The sequence below is a fragment of the Formosa sediminum genome (assembly GCF_007197735.1).
GTDB lineage: Bacteria > Bacteroidota > Bacteroidia > Flavobacteriales > Flavobacteriaceae > Formosa > Formosa sediminum.
On sequence record NZ_CP041637.1, the window covers coordinates 679,034 to 697,218 of the forward strand.

The following is an 18,185-nucleotide window of genomic DNA, read 5'->3' on the forward strand; positions in this document are numbered from 1 at the left end:
AAATTTTATTCAAAAGTACAACTTTTACTAAACTTAGATACCTTTTTCTTATATTTATAAAGGAATTTTAACGAAATTTTATCCCTAACATGAAAAAAAACAACGAATACTTTATCAAGACTACAATCTTAATACTATTTTTTTCTCTAAGTTTTAAGAATATTACTGCACAAAATTCAAGCTTTAATGAAAATGTTAGATTTGGAGGCGGTATAGGTCTTGGTTTTAGTAACAATTTTTTTAGCGCAACCTTAGAGCCCTCTGCACTCTATCAATTCAATTCCCAATGGGCTTTAGGTGTAGGATTAAATTTTACTTATAATTCTCAAAAAGACTTTTATAAATCTACTATTATTGGAGGTACATTAACAGGTTTATATACGCCCATACCAAACATTCAACTCTCAGGAGAATTTCAGCAACTTCATGTAAACAGAAAATACGACAATGCAGCCGTTTTTTATAGAGACGAAAAGTATTGGTTTCCAGCTTTACTGCTCGGAGTTGGTTACCAAACTAATAACGTAACTGTTGGTGTGCGCTACGATGTACTATATGATGATGATAAAAGTATTTACGGCTCGCCCTGGTCTCCTTTTTTAAGAGTATATTTTTAAGCGATTGCGTTAAGCCACACATACAAATAAGCCTACATTTCAGAAAAAAAATAAAATGGAAAAACTGTTAAGAATTATTGGTGCAGCTTGGGGCGCAAAAAAAATTGGTGGTGGCAAATGCGGGTGCATAGGCACATTTGTAGTATTTATAATATTATATTGGCTACTTGGTTTTGTATTTAACCTATTTTAAACACAACTTTTGCCTTATTTATATTGATGTTTAAACCATACTTTTTGCCATTCGCGTTTTAAAATTAAAAACGCAACCTGCTCAGAAAGTTTTAAAGTATCACTACCATCTAACGCTTTTATTTCTCGCTCAGGCACATCTATAATATATAGTAGATTTAAATATTCTGCAAAATTATGTTGTATAAGCTGGTACACGGCTTCATGCAATTGCACTTTTAAATCTTTAGGTAAAATAGAAGTTGCTACATCAATATCTATATTAGCTAATCTAAAATCTTTATTAAGTTGAAACACTAAATTTCCATACAATTCGTATTGTAAAGAAGTGTCCAATACATCTTGTATGGTTTCTATTTGCATTACAATTTAATAAGGGTTATACTTTTCTAGTCATTAAATTTTCTCCAAAATGCTTTAGCATACTTTTTTTATCGTCACTTATTTTTAAAGTTTCAAGGATAGAGAATGCCTTAGCTGTATATTCTTTAATTGCGTGTGTAGTTGCATCTGCAGCTCCTCTACTTAAAAACAATTGTTTTACAGACTGCACTTTATCACTACTATCTGTTGGACTTATGCTAAACAGATGTTGTAGTTCACGTTGCTCCTCTTCTTTAGAAAACTCCAAAGCTTTTAAATACAAAAATGTTTTTTTGTTTTCAATAATATCTCCACCCACTTGTTTTCCAAATGTTTTAGGATCTCCAAACGCATCCAGATAATCGTCTTGTAACTGAAAAGCAATACCTAAATTTATTCCAAAATTATAAATACCTTCTTGCTCAGCTTTTGAAGCCTGCGCAACAATAGCTCCCATTTGCATTGCAGCACCAACCAATACAGCTGTTTTATATTCAATCATTTTTAAATATTCTGGAATGGTAACGTCGTCCCTATTTTCAAAATCTACATCGTACTGCTGCCCTTCACAGACCTCTAAAGCCGTTTTACTAAACAGCTTTGCCAAATCTCTAAAAGTCTTTGGTTCGTAATTTTCAAATAATTGATACGCCATAATTAACATAGCGTCTCCAGATAATATGCCTGTATTTACATCCCATTTTTCATGAACTGTTTGATTTCCGCGACGTAATGGCGCATCATCCATAATATCATCATGAACCAAGGAAAAATTATGAAATACCTCAATACTTAATGCCGCATCTAAAGCTATTTTATAGTCTGCATTAAAAATTTCTGCAGCCATTAATGTTAATACGGGTCTTAATCGTTTGCCTCCTAAGTTTAAAATATAATCTATTGGGGCGTATAACGATTGTGGCTCTCGGTCTGTTTTAAATTCTTTTAAATAACTTGTAAAAGCCTCTTGATAGGTTAAAATATTTTGCATCCCACAAAAATAGCAGAATAAACGTAAATATCACATAGCAATTTCTAATGTTAACAAACAATTAAAACTACGGAAACTTTAATTGTTTTTTAAGTTTCCTTGATTATCTTTGCTCCTGAATATTAATACGAATGAAAGAAAAAATTATTATAAAATCGGCCGAGTTATTTCTAAACCTAGGATACAAAAGCGTAACCATGGACGATATTGCAGCAGAAATGGGTATTTCCAAAAAAACGATTTATCAATATTTTGACACCAAAACAAAATTAATTGAAGCAACTGCTATTTATAAATTTGAACGTGTTTCTGAGTCTATAGATGCCATATTTAACCTTAACGCAAATCCTATAGAAGAACTTTTTAAAATTAAAGAGTTTATTACCAGCTATATGGGCAACCAAAAGAAATCGCCAGAATTTCAATTAAAAAAATATTACCCAAGAATATATAACATCTTAAAACAAAAACAATTTGAAGTCATGCAACACTGCGTAATAGACAACTTAAATCGCGGTATGTCTGCAGGCTTATATAGATCTAATTTAAATGTAGAGTTTATTTCGAGACTCTATTTTAATGCCATAGGATCTCTTAAAGACAACGAATTATTTCCTACAAAACACTTTACATTATATGAATTATTAGATTATTACTTAGAATACCATTTACGCGGTATATGCACGCCATCCGGACTACTCCTTTTAAATAAAAAAAACACAATAATCAACCAAAAGAATGAAAACAAAATTAATCCTGCTCTTTAGTTTATGCTTATGCATTAAGTCATTTGCTCAAGAAGAATCTGTTTCATTTACCTTACAAGAAGCCATAGATTACGCTTTGGTAAATAATAGAAATGTGAAAAATGCAATGCGAGATATAGAGATTGCTAAAAAAGAAAAATGGGAAACAACTGCTACAGGTTTACCACAAATTAATGCTAATGTAGATTATCAAAATTGGTTAAAGCAACAAGTATCTTTACTACCTGCAGAGCTTTTTGGCGGCGAAGCCGGCACGTTTATCCCTGTAGAATTTAGCACCAAACAAAATATTGGAGCTACCGCAACACTCTCTCAGTTATTATTTGACGGATCGTACTTAGTGGGTTTACAAGCCGCTAAAGTATATTTAGAAATTTCTGAAAACTCTAAAGTCAAAACCGATCTTGAAATACGAAAAGCTGTTATTAATGCTTATGGTAACGTATTACTTACAGAAGAAAGTTTAAAAATATTAGAGAGCAACAGAGATATTCTTGAATCTAATTTAAATGAAGTTCAAAAAACTTTTGAAAACGGATTAGAAGAAGAAGAAAGTGTAGAACAAATTAAAATTACGCTTTCTGGACTTATTAGTGATTTAAACAACGTAAAACGCTTAAATATCTTATCGTATCAAATGCTTAATATTACTTTAGGTATAGATTTAAACTCAGACACCACACTAACAGATAACCTTGAAACATTGGCACTACAATACACGTCTCTAGACGCTTTAAACGCAGATGAGAGCGTTGAAAACACTATAGATTATCGCATTGCAGAAAACGATGTAGAGAGCAACGCTTTGTTAGTTAAATTAGCTATGAGTCAAGGCATGCCAACTTTAAGCGCCTTTATTAATGGAGGTTATAATGCTTACGGAGAAACATTTGCTTTTTTTAACAATAACCAAAAATGGTTTGGATCTTCTTTATTTGGCGTCTCTTTAAATATTCCTATTTTTAGTTCTTTAGGGCGATCTGCCGCTACACAAATAGCAAAAATAAATTTAGAAAAATCTAATGAAAATCTTGAAGAAACAGAACAGCAACTTAAGTTACAAATTGCTACAGCTAAAAGCGATTATCAATATGCTATTGAAGATTACACAAATAAAAAATTAAACCTAGACTTGGCAGAGCGTATAGAACAAAAAAATGAAATTAAATTTTTCGAGGGAATTTCATCAAGTTTCGATTTAAGACAAGCTCAAACACAGTTATATGCTGCACAACAAGAATACCTACAAGCTATGCTTGATATTATCAATAAAAAAGCAGAATTAGATGCTATTTTAAGCACATTAAACAATTAACAAACATCACTATGAAAAACATATATATTATCACAGCGTTTACTTTTCTTTTAATTTCTTGCGGTGGAAAAGAGCAATCTATAGATGAAGTATTAGCAAAGGGCAACCTAGAATCTATTCGAGCTAAACGTACAGAAATTGAAGCGCAACAGGTAACTATAAGCCAACAATTAAAACGCATAGACGAAAAAATAGCAGAATTAGACGACACAAAAAAACTGCCTTTAGTGACTACAGTTAAAGCTAAAACAGAACACTTTGTACATTATTTAGAATTACAAGGTAGTGTACAAACCAAACAAAACATTGTAATTTATCCTGAAACATCTGGAATTTTACAACAGGTTTATGTTAAAGAAGGGCAACACGTCACTAAAGGACAAGCCTTAGCTAAAATAGACGATGGTGGTTTAGAACAACAAGTTTCTCAGACAGAAATACAATTGGCTTTAGCCGAAACCACTTTTAAACGTCAAAAAAGACTATGGGAACAAGAAATAGGAAGCGAAATACAGTACCTACAAGCTAAATCTAATTTTGAAGCTCAAGAACAAGCCGTTAATCAACTAAAAACACAATTAGCAAAAACAACTATAGTAGCACCTTTTTCTGGTGTAATAGACGATATTATTACAGATCAAGGAAGCGTTGTAATGCCAGGACAATCTCAATTAATTAGAATTGTAAACCTTAAAGACATGTTTATTGAAACCGAAGTTCCTGAAAATTACATTACAGATGTTGTAAAAGGAAAAATGGTAAAAGTTGAATTCCCAATCTTAGGAACAACTGTAGATACAGAAATACGCCAGGCTAGTAATTTTATTAATCCCGCAAACAGAACGTTTAAAGTAGAAGTTGCTGTACCTAATAAAAACGAAAACATTAAACCTAACCTTACCGCAAAATTAAAAATTAACGACTATACAAGTGAAAATGCTGTTTTAATCCCATTAAGCATCATTTCAGAAAATGCTAACGGAGAACAATACATTTACGTTGTAAATAATAAAAACGAAGACGGCGAAGCTACAGTAAACCGAGTAATTATTGAAACAGGAAAAACTCAAAACGACGTGATCGAAGTCTTAAGCGGTATAGAAAATGGCGCAGAAATCATTAAAGAAGGTGCACGTAGTGTAACAAACGGGCAAACTGTAAAAGTTATTAACTATTAAGTCTAAGCCATGACAAAGCACAAAAAGAAAGTAGACAAAGAATTTGGAATGTCAACGTGGGCCATTAATAACAAAACCACAATTTATGTTATTATGGCTGTAATTTTCTATTTAGGAGTTAGCGCGTATTACCAAATGCCACGGGAAAACTTCCCAGAAGTTGTAGAAACTAAAATCTACGTAAGCTCTTTATATCCAGGGAATACTGCAGAAGACATTGAAAAACTAATCACAGATCCCTTAGAAGACCAACTTAAAACCATAAGTAATGTTGTAGAAATAACATCTACCTCTCAAGAAGACTATTCCATGATTATTGTGGAATTCGATGAGAATATTAGTGTCGAAGCTGCCAAACAAAAGGTTAAAGATGAAATAGATTCTGAAACGGCAAGCGAAGATTGGCCAACATTTAACGATGCAAAAGTAGAGCCTAATGTATTCGACTTGAATCTCTCTGAAGAAATGCCTATTCTTAACATAAATCTTTCAGGAGATTATCCGGTAGATAAATTAAAAGATTTTGGCGAGTATCTTCAAGATGAGATTGAAGACTTACCAGAAATAAAACAAGTAGATATACGTGGTGCACAAGAAAAAGAAGTTGAAATAGCTGTAGATATTTACAAGATGATGGCTGCAAAAGTAAGTTTTGCAGATGTTATTAGTGCCGTTAATGGCGGAAACGTAACCATGTCTGCAGGGAATTTAATTACTAGCGGCCAACGTCGTACCATTAGAATTTTAGGAGAAATTGAAGATCCTAAAGAACTTAATAACTTTGTAATTAAGTCAGACAATAACAGTCCTATATACTTAAAAGACATTGCAAATGTTTCTTTTAAAGAAAAAGACCGAACTACCTATGCACGAGAATTTGGACATCGCGTAGTAATGTTAGATGTAAAAAAACGTGCGGGTAAAAACATGGTAGATGCTGCAGAGCAAATACAAAACATTGTTAAAGATGCTAAAGAAAATGTATTTCCTAAAGACCTAACTGTAACCATAGCAAACGACCAATCTCCTGTTACCATTGGTCAGGTAGACGATTTAGTTAACAACATTATTTTTGGTATTATATTAGTAATTACAGTCCTAATGTTTTTCTTAGGATTTAAAAATGCTCTTTTTGTAGGTTTTGCTATACCTATGTCTATGTTTATGTCTTTAATGATATTAAACTTTTTAGGTTACACCTTAAATACCATGATCCTTTTTGGTTTAATTATGGGACTAGGAATGCTGGTAGATAATGGTATTGTAGTGGTAGAAAATGTTTACCGTTTAATGGATGAAGAAGGCATGAGCAGAAAAAAAGCTGCTAAAATAGGGATTGGAGAAATTGCTTATCCAATTATTATCTCTACAGCCACAACTGTAGCCGCTTTTATTCCGTTAGGGCTTTGGCCTGGGGTAATGGGAAAATTCATGATGCTTCTCCCAATTACACTATCAACAGTATTAGGATCATCTTTAATTGTAGCTATCTTTTTTAACTCTGTATTGGTTTCAAAATACATGACTATAGAAGATAAAGATATGCCTCTAAAAAATATTATTTCAATTACAAGTATTGTATCTGTTATAGGCTTACTAATCTTAATATTTGGTGGTGCTTACAGAGGCCTTGGTGGCTTAATGATTTTTACAGCTGTTATGCTATGGATTTATCGTCTGTTTTTACGTAAAATGGCCAATACTTTCCAAACTAAAATCTTGGTTAAGTTTGAGAATTTATACGAACGTGAATTGCGTAGAGCATTAAGTAAAAAATGGCCAGCTTTCATTACAATTATCACATTTGTAGGCTTAATTTTATCTTTTATTGCTTTTGGTGCATCGTTAAAATCTCAACGTACAAAAGTTGAGTTTTTCCCAGATAATAAACCCAATCAAATTATTGTCTATATAGAATATCCTGAAGGAACCGATATAGAAAAAACCAATGCGATTACTAAAGAAATAGAAAGTAAAGTATACGATGTTCTAGATGATGAAGAGTATAAAGATGGCGACTATAATTTCTTGGTAGAAAGTGCTGTCTCGCAAGTGGGAGAAGGTGCAGGAAACCCACAAACCGATGGTGGATCTGCTGCAGAAATGCCTCATAAAGCAAAAATTACTGCTTCAATGCGCGAATACAAATATAGACGTGGTGCAGATAGTGAATTGCTACGACAAAAAGTACAGAAAGCATTAGTAGGTATTTATCCAGGGGTTTTAATTTCTGTAGAAAAAGATCAGAACGGACCACCTTCTGGACCTCCTATTAATATTGAAATAGAAGGAGAAGACTATGCACAAATTATTGGTATTGCTCAAAACATGAGGGACTTTATAAACAGTAAAAATATTTCTGGAATAGACGAACTTAAAATTGATGTTAACAAAGGCAAACCTACCATGTTAGTTGAAGTAGACAGAGAAAAAGCAGGAGAATTAGGTGTAAGTGCAAGCCAAGTAGGACAACAATTACGTAACTCTATATTTGGTAGCAAAGCTGGTGTTTATAAAGAAAACGGAGATGATTTTGATATCTACGTTCGTTTTAACGAAGAAAATAGATATAATATGAGTGCTATTTTCAACCAGAAAATGACCTTTAGAGATAACACAGGGCAAATTAAAGAAATACCTGTTTCTGCAGTAGCAAAACAAAGTAATACTTCTGGATATAATGCTATTAAACATAAAGACACAAGACGTGTGGTTACCGTCTATTCTGCTTTATCGCCAGGATTTACAGATGCTGCAGCTATTGTTGAGCAAATCCAGAATGAAATGAAAACATTTGAAAATTTACCTTCAGATATCAAAATTGATTATACTGGGCAAATTGAAGAACAAAATAAACAAATGTCCTTTTTGGTGGGCGCGTTCTTTACAGGCTTAGCACTTATCTTTTTTATCTTAATATTTCAATTTAATTCCATCACAAAACCAGGAATTATCATGTTAGCAATTTTCTTAAGTTTTATTGGTGTATTTGGAGGGCTAGTAGTCACAGGAGATGCCTTTGTTATTATGATGACTATGATGGGAATTATTTCCCTAGCAGGTATTGTGGTTAATAATGGTGTTGTTTTACTTGATTATGCCCAACTTCTTATAGATAGAAAAAAACTAGAATTAGACTTAGACGATGATACGTATTTAAGCCGTCAAGATTTATACGAGTGTATTGTTCGTGCGGGTAAAGCGCGTTTACGTCCTGTTCTATTAACAGCAATAACTACAATTTTAGGATTAGTGCCATTAGCCATCGGACTTAACATTAACTTTTTTACTTTAGTTAGCGACTTTAATCCTAACATATATATAGGTGGAGACAATGTTGTGTTTTGGGGACCTTTAGCTTGGACAGTTATTTATGGTTTACTAGTAGCAACCTTCTTAACTCTAATCGTTGTTCCTGTATTTTTCTTCCTAACTTCTCTATTTAAAATGTGGTTATCAGAAAGACGAATTGTAGATATAGCAGATTAACAAAAAGGTTACAAACTAAAAAATCCGAAGTATAACACTTCGGATTTTCTGGATTAAAATCATTGTTCATTAACTGTGTGACTAATTCCAATTAACAATAGAAATTCAGACCTCCTCGTCAGAAGTGTCTGGATTTTTATTTTACATGAAACACATTAATTAAAATCTATAATTTAACCCTACACTAAAATTTGTTCCCAATTGTCCTAATTGCTGTACTTCTGAAGAGTATGTAAATCTTGATGCCGCCTGTGCAGTTCCTGTAGATGCTAAGGTTTCATCTGGATATACATCAAATATGTTATTAATAACTCCTGTTAAACTTAACATATCTGTAAAATGATAGCTTACACTTATATCTGTAGCCACTTTAGAAGACAAATCCTGATCGAATTCTTTACCTAAAGGAGATGTAATTGTTACTTCTCCAAACATAGTATTGTATAGCCCTATACCAAACTTATCTGCTTCATAATCTAGCCCTAAAATAACTTTAGATTTCGGTCTAGAGTTTGTTATTAATCCTCGTTCGATTCTTTCAAAAATATCATAACCATTAGCAGCCAAAGCATCCGGTGTATTAATAGCATCAATTGTTGTTTTATTAAAATTAGCTGCTAAGTTTACATTTAACAATGCTGTACCTAATTCAATATTATCGTAATTTAATACAAAGTCTAAACCTGTAGTTTTTGTATCACCTGCATTAATAAAAAACTGAACTGCAGTTACTCCATTATCAATCAAGATTTGCTCTACCGGATTTATTGTTGTATCGTCAGAATCTGATCCAATTTGAGAAGAGAACAATATACGATCGTCAACATTTATTTGATAAAAATCTAAAGACGCATAAAAATTACTTTTAAATTTATAAGTAATACCTGCAGCTATATTTTTAGATGTCTCTGCAAAAAGATTTGAGACACCTAGAGCTTCTACAGCAGGATTATTATTTGCCAATGTTCCTTGTAATAATGGTTCTGAAGAGCCTTCAACAATAATATATTGACTATTTGTTAAAAAACGTTGGTGCAATGTTGGTGCTCTAAATCCTGTACTATAAGATGCTCTTATTACACCATTACTTCCCAACTTTTGACGTCCGAATATTTTCCAAGAAAAATTATCTCCAAAGTCAGAGAAATCTTCATACCTACCTGCAACTCCTAACAATAAAGCATCAGTAATATCAAAATCTAAACCTGCATAAATACCTAAATTATTTCTATCCCACTTTCCAGCTTCTTCAGGTTTTATTCCCGCAAAAGAGTCTGATCCTTCTCCATAATAAGATAACGGCTCACCTTCAATTGCTTCAAAATATTCTATTTTATATTCCATCCCAAAAGAGGCACTTATCATCTCTGTAAATACAGATGAAAAATCTAAATTACCTATAATATTACTCAAGCTATAACCGCCAGGTTCAAATGTTGTTGGAGATGTACCATGATCTGCTAAATAATCTCTGTTTACCGAATTGTTTACCGTATAACTTACACTATTTCTTCCGTACGTTACACTCGCATCTCCAAACCAATTATTTCCTAAATCCATTTTTAACCCCATAGAATTAATATGATCCTTAATTCTAGCTTCAAAAGTTGGCTGATACCCTTCAAAATCTTCTGTAGGTGTAAGAAGTTCTGCGTCGGCAACATCTTGTCTCCAGTATGGCGCTCTGTAATACGCAAAACTTTTACCTGTTCTTAAAGTGTATCCATTAAAAGAATAAAATTCTGAACTTTTCCCTACCGGATGAGATATATTAACAAACAGATCCCCTTTCTCTAGATCAGGCTGACCAACAGTCATCCCCGCTTTAGGATTATTCGCTAACCATTCAATTTCATAATCTCTAGTCGCTCCTTCAGCATCAGGATCTACAACTCCTGCTCTATTTGTATGAGATTGGTTATAATATCCTAAAGTTAAATTTATAGAACCTCCCTCTCCAAAACCAAGTGTTGTATTAAAATCTGTTGCAAAATTAAAACCATCTCCATCTGTAGTTAATCCAGATTTTACACTAAACGAAGAAAACTGAGCATCTTTCTTTAATACCATATTTATAACTCCTGCAATGGCATCAGATCCATATTGTGCAGATGCTCCATCTCTTAAAATCTCTACACTTTCTATAGCTGCAGTAGGTATACTTTTTAAATCTACGCCTACTTCTCCTTTTCCAGGAGTTCTGTTTAAGTAAACTTGAGCACTTTGATTTTTACGTTTTCCATTAATTAAAACCAAAGTTCTACTTGGTCCTAATCCACGTAAATCTGCTGGATCGTAATGTGCAGTTGCATCAGCAATCGCTTGTGTTTGTGCATTAAACGAAGGCACTTTAAAAGTAAGCATAGACTCAATTGTTGGCTGCCCTCCACCTGTTAACTCATCGACACCAATATTATCTATAGGCACTGGAGAATCTAAAAGGGTTCTTGGCTTAGCTCTATTACCTAACAAAACAATAGCATCTAATGCAACACCCGCTTCCAATACCACATCTATGACCTCTCCAGAAACAACAACTTCTTTCGTTTCGTACCCCACATAAGAAAACACTAAGATTTCCCCTGGCTCTACACTTAAACTATATTTACCGTCAAAATCTGTTGTTGTACCAACCGAAGTCCCTTTAATAATAACAGAAACTCCAGGCATAGCTCCTGAATGGTCTGAAACCGTCCCCATAACTTCCTGGGCAGCAATTATATTGGACACTCCAAAACATATTAAAAACACTAGTGACTTAAATTGTAATAATCTCTCCATAACATTTGCTTTTTTTAATTAAATAATCCCTAAGGTATATATTTTATGTTTTCTTTAACAATTTATTGTCAACAAATATTAAATTTTAATAAAAAAAATTTACAGATTTTGTTAAATATAATTAAATACAATAATAATTTAACAATTAAGATAATTTTATCTTTTTTAACAAAAACACCTAATACCACTTATAAATGATACTTAGAAGAGACTATAACAAAACTGAAATACAACTATAATTATCCAAAGAAAAGGTTGTAATAAAAAAACTAAAAAATCGAAAGTAGAATGCTTTGTATTTTTTAGTTTATAATCATTTAACTTCATTAAATTTGCACATCAAAAAATTGAATATGTATAGAAGTAATAACTGTGGCGAACTAAGATCGTCTCATATAAATAATGAAGTAACACTTTCAGGCTGGGTACAAAAAGTACGTGATAAAGGATTTATGGTTTGGGTAGACTTACGGGACCGATACGGTATTACGCAACTTATCTTTGATGAAGAACGCACACCTAAAGTCATGTTAGAACAGGCTCAAAAATTAGGTCGTGAATTTGTAATTCAAGTTAAAGGCACTGTTATAGAACGTGCTTCTAAGAACCCTAATATTGCCACAGGGGATATAGAAATTTTAGTTTCAGAACTAACTATTTTAAATAATGCTATTTTACCACCTTTTACTATTGAAGATGAAACTGATGGTGGCGAAGAATTACGCATGAAATACCGTTACTTAGACATTCGTCGTAATCCAGTTAAAAACAGTTTAATTTTCCGTCATAAAGTTACTCAAGAAGTCAGAAACTATTTATCTAGTCAAGATTTCATTGAAGTTGAAACACCATATTTAATTAAATCTACTCCTGAAGGAGCTCGAGATTTTGTAGTGCCTTCAAGAATGAACGAAGGTCAGTTTTATGCCTTGCCACAATCGCCACAAACGTTTAAGCAATTGCTTATGGTTGGTGGTATGGATAAATATTTCCAGATTGTAAAATGTTTTAGAGACGAAGACTTACGTGCAGACAGACAACCAGAATTCACACAAATTGACTGTGAAATGGCATTTGTAGAGCAAGAAGATATCTTAGATGTATTTGAAGGTCTTACCCGTCACTTACTTAAAGAAGTTAATGGTGTAGAGGTTGAAAAATTTCCAAGAATGCTTTACGATGATGCCATGCGTTTATACGGAAACGATAAACCTGACATCCGTTTCGGAATGGAATTTGGAGAATTAAACGCTGTTGCTCAACATAAAGATTTTAAAGTTTTTAACGATGCAGAACTTGTTGTTGGTATTGCTGTTCCAGGAGGAAACAGTTATACAAGAAAAGAAATTGATAAATTAATAGAATGGGTTAAACGTCCGCAAGTTGGTGCTTTGGGTATGGTGTATGTACGTTGTAATGACGATGGCACTTTTAAATCTTCAGTAGATAAATTTTACGATCAAGACGATCTAACAAAATGGGCGGAAGTTACCAACGCTAAAGCTGGTGATTTAATTTGTATCCTTTCTGGATCTACAAATAAAGTACGCGCACAATTAAGTGCTTTACGTATGGAAATGGCTGAACGTTTAGGCTTAAGAGATCCAAAAGTGTTTGCGCCACTTTGGGTTATAGATTTCCCACTTTTAGAATGGGACGAAGAGACCGAGCGTTACCATGCTATGCACCATCCTTTTACGTCTCCTAAACCGGGACAAATTGAATTATTAGACACCCATCCTGGAGATGTTAAAGCCAATGCTTATGATTTAGTATTAAATGGTAACGAAATTGGCGGCGGATCTATACGTATTCACGATAAAGCAACACAAGCTATTATGTTGAAACATTTAGGATTCTCTGATGAAGAAGCCAAAGCACAGTTTGGATTTTTAATGGATGCCTTCGAATACGGTGCACCACCACACGGCGGTTTAGCATTTGGTTTAGACCGTTTGGTAGCTATTTTAGGCGGACAAGAAACTATCCGAGACTTTATTGCATTCCCAAAAAATAACTCTGGCCGAGACGTCATGATTGATGCGCCTTCTAAAATTGACGACTTACAGCTTGAAGAATTAAGCTTAAAACTAAATATAAAATCATAATAACTTTAAATCCCGCTAAAGCGGGATTTATACACTTTATTAACTATGCCAACTCAAAAAAAATCCTTGTTAACAAAATTCTTGCTTTGGAAAACAAAGCATGTTGGACATAGAAATTTTGTATATATACTAAGTATAACTGTAGGTTTAATTGCCGGATTAGGCGCAGTTATTCTTAAAAATGCGACTCACTTTATTCAGCATTTAATGGAGAATAAAGTAGTAAGTAATTACCATCACCCTTTTTACTTTTTATTTCCATTGGTAGGTTTGACATTAACCTATTTGGTAAAAAAATACGTAATTAGACAAGATTTTGGTCACGGTATCCCTTCTACTTTGCGCGCTATTGCAAAGAAGAAAGGAATTATGAGACAATACCAAATGTTTTCAGCCCTACTTACAGCACCTTTAACTGTTGGTTTTGGTGGTTCTGTTGGACTAGAAGGCCCCACAGTATCTACAGCCGCGGCAATTAGCTCTAACATTTCCAGATTATTTCACACCAATCAATCTACTCGTACTTTATTAATGGGATGCGCAGCAGCAGGTGCAATCGCATGTATTTTTAAAGCTCCTATTGCTGCCATAGTATTTGCCATAGAAGTTTTTAGTTTAGACTTAACACTAATTTCATTACTGCCTTTACTTATCTCATCCATTTCAGGGGTATTATTATCCTATTTCTTTTACGGAACAGATACGATTTTACCGTTTGAGTTGATTGATAAGTTTACACTAGGACAAGTTCCTTTTTTTGTTGTATTTGGAATATTAGCAGCTTTAACGTCTATTTATTTTACTAAGGTTTATGCCTATTTTCATGATTTCTTTCACGGTATTAAATCACCAATAAAACGTTTACTTATTGGAGGCACTGGATTAGGAATAATTGTATTTTTTATTCCACCTTTGTATGGTGAAGGTTTTGAAGTTATTAACAATATGGTTACAGGCAACTTCCAAGAAGTGGTAACCAATAACTTTATGCATATAGATATTACCAACAACTATGCAATACTAGCATTACTTATAGGCTTAATACTCTTTAAAGTTATAGCATCTTCCCTTACATTTGGAGCAGGAGGAATTGGAGGTATATTCTCTCCGAGTTTATTTATGGGTTCTGTACTTGGTTTCGGATTTGCAAAATTTATAAACACCCTAGATGTCTTTAGACTTCATTTATCCGAAAGTAATTTTACATTAGTAGGTATGGCTGGTGTTTTAGGAGGTGTACTACAAGCCCCTCTTACAGCTATCTTTTTAATTGCAGAACTAACAGGTGGATATAAACTTTTTATTCCTTTAATGATTACTGTTGCCATTTGTTTTGCTGTCACTAAATACTTTTTACCATATTCTGTTTATAGCATGGCTTTAGCTAGACAAGGCGATTTAATTACACACGATAAAGATCAGGCTGTATTAACGCTAATGAATATAGAAAATCTTATTGAAACTAAATTTGTTAAGATTAGTCCAGATATGACTTTAGGAGATATCGTTCATAAAGCAGTTGTAAAGTCAAACCGAAATATTTTTCCAGTTATTAGTATTAAATCTAAAAAAATTGTCGGAATTATTCTTTTAGATGACATCAGACCCATTATGTTTGATCAATCACTTTACACCGAAGTTGTTGCTAGAGATGTCATGCAAGCACCTCCAGAAATAATAGATTTAAACAAAGATAGAATGACAGATATAATGAAAAAGTTTCAGGATTCAAGTGCTTGGAACTTGCCTGTAATTCGAGACGAAAAATATATTGGATTCATCTCTAAATCTAAATTGCTTACAGCCTACAGACGTCAGCTTATTAATTTTACAAGTTAGCATGAAAAACCTCATCATTATTTTAACCCTTTTAGCATTTGGAAGTATACTTTCAGGCTTTATATTAAATGTGTCTTTTTCTGAAAAACTAATTGGTTTTGGTGTCGTTGGACTTTTTTTAATTGTATTTCCTTTATTTTCTTATTACAGATGGAAAGATAAAGATGTTAAAGATTATATGCTAACTAAAGAAAATTTAAACAAGATGAGAGAAAAGGAAGGCGATAACAGAACGCTTTAATTTAAATTACGTTTTTCAACGAAAAAACGCTTCATAAGAATTGAAGCTTCATCTGCCATAACGCCACCTTTTATAAGGGTTTTAGGATGTAATTTGGTGTTTAAATTTAAACACCCACGCTGCTCGTCTCTAGCTCCATATACAATATTAGAAATCTGACTCCAATACAAAGCTCCACCACACATTTGGCAAGGTTCTAAAGTGACATATAACGTACATTTTTTTAGATATTTACCTCCCAAATAATTAGCTGCAGCAGTAATGGCTTGCATTTCTGCATGTGCTGTAACATCGTTTAGAGTTTCGGTTAAATTATGTGCTCGTGCAATAATCTTATTATCAATTACAATTACAGCTCCTACAGGAATTTCACCTTTATCGAATGCTACCTCTGCCTCTTGCAAAGCTTTCTTCATAAAATAAGTATCATCAAAAATATTTTCCATAATGTAAAAATACAATTTCAAAACGTACATTTGTAATCGCATGGCAAAATTACTACAACACATAGACGCTCCAGAAGATCTTAGAAAACTAACTAAAGATCGTTTACCTTTATTAGCGAAAGAACTACGCGAATTTATCATTCAAATTGTAGCGACAAAAGAAGGGCATTTAGGCGCTAGTTTAGGTGTTGTTGAACTTACAATTGCCCTACATTATGTGTTTAACACTCCTAAAGATTTATTAATTTGGGATGTTGGCCACCAAGCCTATGTACACAAAATACTTACCAAACGTAAATCACTATTCGATACCAATAGACAACTAAATGGTTTAAGCGGTTTTCCAAAACGCGAGGAGAGTACATATGATGCTTTTGGAGTTGGACATTCCTCTACTTCTATATCTGCGGCTTTAGGCATGGCAATAGCCTCTAAACTTAAAGGCGATTTAAAAACTCAGCATATTGCTGTTATTGGAGATGCCTCTATCGCTAGCGGTATGGCTTTTGAAGGTCTAAATCATGCCGGTGTTACAGATACTAACTTACTGGTTATTTTAAATGATAATGCTATAGGAATAGACCCTAGTGTGGGTGCCTTAAAAATGTATTTAACCAATGTAAAAAAAGGTACACAGAAACAGGACAATATTTTTGAAGCACTAAATTTTAATTATTCAGGCCCCATTGACGGTCATGATTTACCTAAAATTATATCTGAATTAGAACGCCTAAAAACAATACCTGGCCCTAAATTTCTTCATTTAATTACAACTAAAGGAAAAGGGTTAAAGCAAGCCGAATTAAACCAAGTAAAATACCATGCTCCCGGAAAATTTGATGCAAAGACAGGAGATCTATTTGCTAAATCAAAAACCATTTTACCGCCTAAATTTCAAGATGTTTTTGGACACACTATTGTAGAATTAGCTAAAACCAATGAAAAAATAATAGGTATTACTCCAGCAATGCCTACAGGAAGCTCTTTAAAATATATGATGACTGAGTTTCCCGAACGCGCTTTTGATGTAGGCATAGCAGAACAACATGCAGTTACATTATCGGCCGGATTAGCCACACAAGGTTTTATACCATTTTGTAATATTTATTCAACATTTTTACAACGTGCTTACGACCAAATTATACACGATGTTGCACTTCAAAACCTACCGGTTATTTTTTGTTTAGATCGTGCAGGTTTAGTTGGAGAAGATGGTGCGACACATCAAGGTGTATTTGATTTAGCCTTTTTACAATGCATTCCAAACCTTATTATTTTTGCTCCTAAAAACGAAATTGAGTTACGCAATATTATGTACACGGCACAATTGGGTTTAAATCACCCTATTGCAATTCGTTATCCGCGTGGTCGAGGCCGTGAACTACAATGGAAACAGCCTTTTTCAACAATAGAAATTGGCAAAGGAGAAACTGTTAAATTAGGGCACAAAATTGCCGTATTAAGTATTGGTACTATGGCTTCTAATATTGAGGACGCACTACATTTACTAACACCAGAACAGCAAAGTAACATTGCGGTATTTAACATGCGTTTTATAAAACCTTTAGACGAAAATTTACTGCACACTATTTTTAAGACCTACACAAAAGTATTTACTATTGAAGATGGCACAATTTTGGGTGGTTTTGGAAGTGCAATTATCACTTTTTCTGCAAAACACAATTATAATACACCAATTGATGTACTTGGAATTCCAGATGTTTTTATTGAACATGGAACCGTTTCCCAACTTCAAAAATCGTTAGGTCTAGACGCTGAGTCTTTATCTAAATTATTTATAAATAACATATAATCAATTTTCTATTATCATTATAGAATAAAAAAAGAGGAACGCTAA

Annotated in this window: 13 protein-coding genes; 9 read left to right on the top strand and 4 right to left on the bottom strand. The window is 33.3% G+C overall.

Annotated features, from left to right (window positions below; translation table 11 throughout):
• Positions 1-89: 89 nt before the first annotated feature.
• The gene (locus FNB79_RS03095) at positions 90-617 is read left to right on the top strand and encodes an alpha-ketoglutarate decarboxylase (protein ID WP_143379906.1); all 528 of its coding nucleotides are present in this window, start codon (positions 90-92) and stop codon (positions 615-617) included.
• Between the two features lie 207 nt (positions 618-824).
• Here the strand turns inward: FNB79_RS03095 and FNB79_RS03100 are convergent, their stop codons facing one another.
• Positions 825-1,172, bottom strand: coding sequence for a hypothetical protein (locus tag FNB79_RS03100; protein ID WP_143379907.1), 348 nt, complete (start codon positions 1,170-1,172; stop codon positions 825-827).
• 16 nt (positions 1,173-1,188) lie between these two features.
• Positions 1,189-2,163 (bottom strand): polyprenyl synthetase family protein, encoded by a 975-nt coding sequence (locus FNB79_RS03105; protein WP_143379908.1) that lies wholly within the window; start codon positions 2,161-2,163, stop codon positions 1,189-1,191.
• A 131-nt stretch (positions 2,164-2,294) separates the two neighbouring features.
• Between FNB79_RS03105 and FNB79_RS03110 the strand changes: the two genes are divergently transcribed.
• Genes FNB79_RS03110 through FNB79_RS03125 form a run of 4 tightly spaced genes read left to right on the top strand, consistent with a single transcriptional unit; the run spans position 2,295 to position 8,912 of the window.
• A complete protein-coding gene (locus FNB79_RS03110; RefSeq protein WP_143379909.1) occupies positions 2,295-2,930 on the top strand; it encodes a TetR/AcrR family transcriptional regulator in 636 nt (211 codons plus the stop codon).
• Positions 2,902-4,245, top strand: a complete 1,344-nt coding sequence (locus FNB79_RS03115; protein ID WP_143379910.1) for a TolC family protein — start codon at positions 2,902-2,904, stop codon at positions 4,243-4,245. The genes FNB79_RS03110 and FNB79_RS03115 overlap by 29 nt, the downstream gene beginning before the upstream one ends.
• A gap of 11 nt (positions 4,246-4,256) precedes the next feature.
• Positions 4,257-5,423 (top strand): efflux RND transporter periplasmic adaptor subunit, encoded by a 1,167-nt coding sequence (locus tag FNB79_RS03120; RefSeq protein ID WP_143379911.1) that lies wholly within the window; start codon positions 4,257-4,259, stop codon positions 5,421-5,423.
• A 9-nt stretch (positions 5,424-5,432) separates the two neighbouring features.
• Entirely contained in the window at positions 5,433-8,912 is a 3,480-nt protein-coding gene (locus tag FNB79_RS03125; protein ID WP_143379912.1) for an efflux RND transporter permease subunit, read from the top strand.
• A 159-nt stretch (positions 8,913-9,071) separates the two neighbouring features.
• Here FNB79_RS03125 and FNB79_RS03130 read toward each other — a convergent pair whose 3' ends face one another.
• Positions 9,072-11,693 (bottom strand): TonB-dependent receptor, encoded by a 2,622-nt coding sequence (locus tag FNB79_RS03130; protein ID WP_143379913.1) that lies wholly within the window; start codon positions 11,691-11,693, stop codon positions 9,072-9,074.
• 353 nt (positions 11,694-12,046) lie between these two features.
• Here FNB79_RS03130 and aspS point away from each other — a divergent pair, with 353 nt between their 5' ends.
• The 3 genes from aspS to FNB79_RS03145 are packed head-to-tail and all read left to right on the top strand — an operon-like array spanning position 12,047 to position 15,881.
• Complete coding sequence (gene aspS / locus FNB79_RS03135; RefSeq protein WP_143379914.1) at positions 12,047-13,801, top strand: aspartate--tRNA ligase; 1,755 nt, start codon at positions 12,047-12,049, stop codon at positions 13,799-13,801.
• A 45-nt stretch (positions 13,802-13,846) separates the two neighbouring features.
• Complete coding sequence (locus tag FNB79_RS03140) at positions 13,847-15,640, top strand: chloride channel protein (RefSeq protein ID WP_143379915.1); 1,794 nt, start codon at positions 13,847-13,849, stop codon at positions 15,638-15,640.
• 1 nt (position 15,641) lies between these two features.
• Complete coding sequence (locus FNB79_RS03145) at positions 15,642-15,881, top strand: hypothetical protein (protein ID WP_143379916.1); 240 nt, start codon at positions 15,642-15,644, stop codon at positions 15,879-15,881.
• On the opposite strand, the gene FNB79_RS03150 is transcribed toward FNB79_RS03145, so the two are convergent.
• A complete protein-coding gene (locus FNB79_RS03150; protein ID WP_143379917.1) occupies positions 15,878-16,327 on the bottom strand; it encodes a nucleoside deaminase in 450 nt (149 codons plus the stop codon). The genes FNB79_RS03145 and FNB79_RS03150 overlap by 4 nt on opposite strands.
• 40 nt (positions 16,328-16,367) lie before the next feature.
• Here FNB79_RS03150 and dxs point away from each other — a divergent pair, with 40 nt between their 5' ends.
• Complete coding sequence (dxs, locus tag FNB79_RS03155; protein ID WP_143379918.1) at positions 16,368-18,140, top strand: 1-deoxy-D-xylulose-5-phosphate synthase; 1,773 nt, start codon at positions 16,368-16,370, stop codon at positions 18,138-18,140.
• The last annotated feature ends 45 nt before the right edge of the window (positions 18,141-18,185 follow it).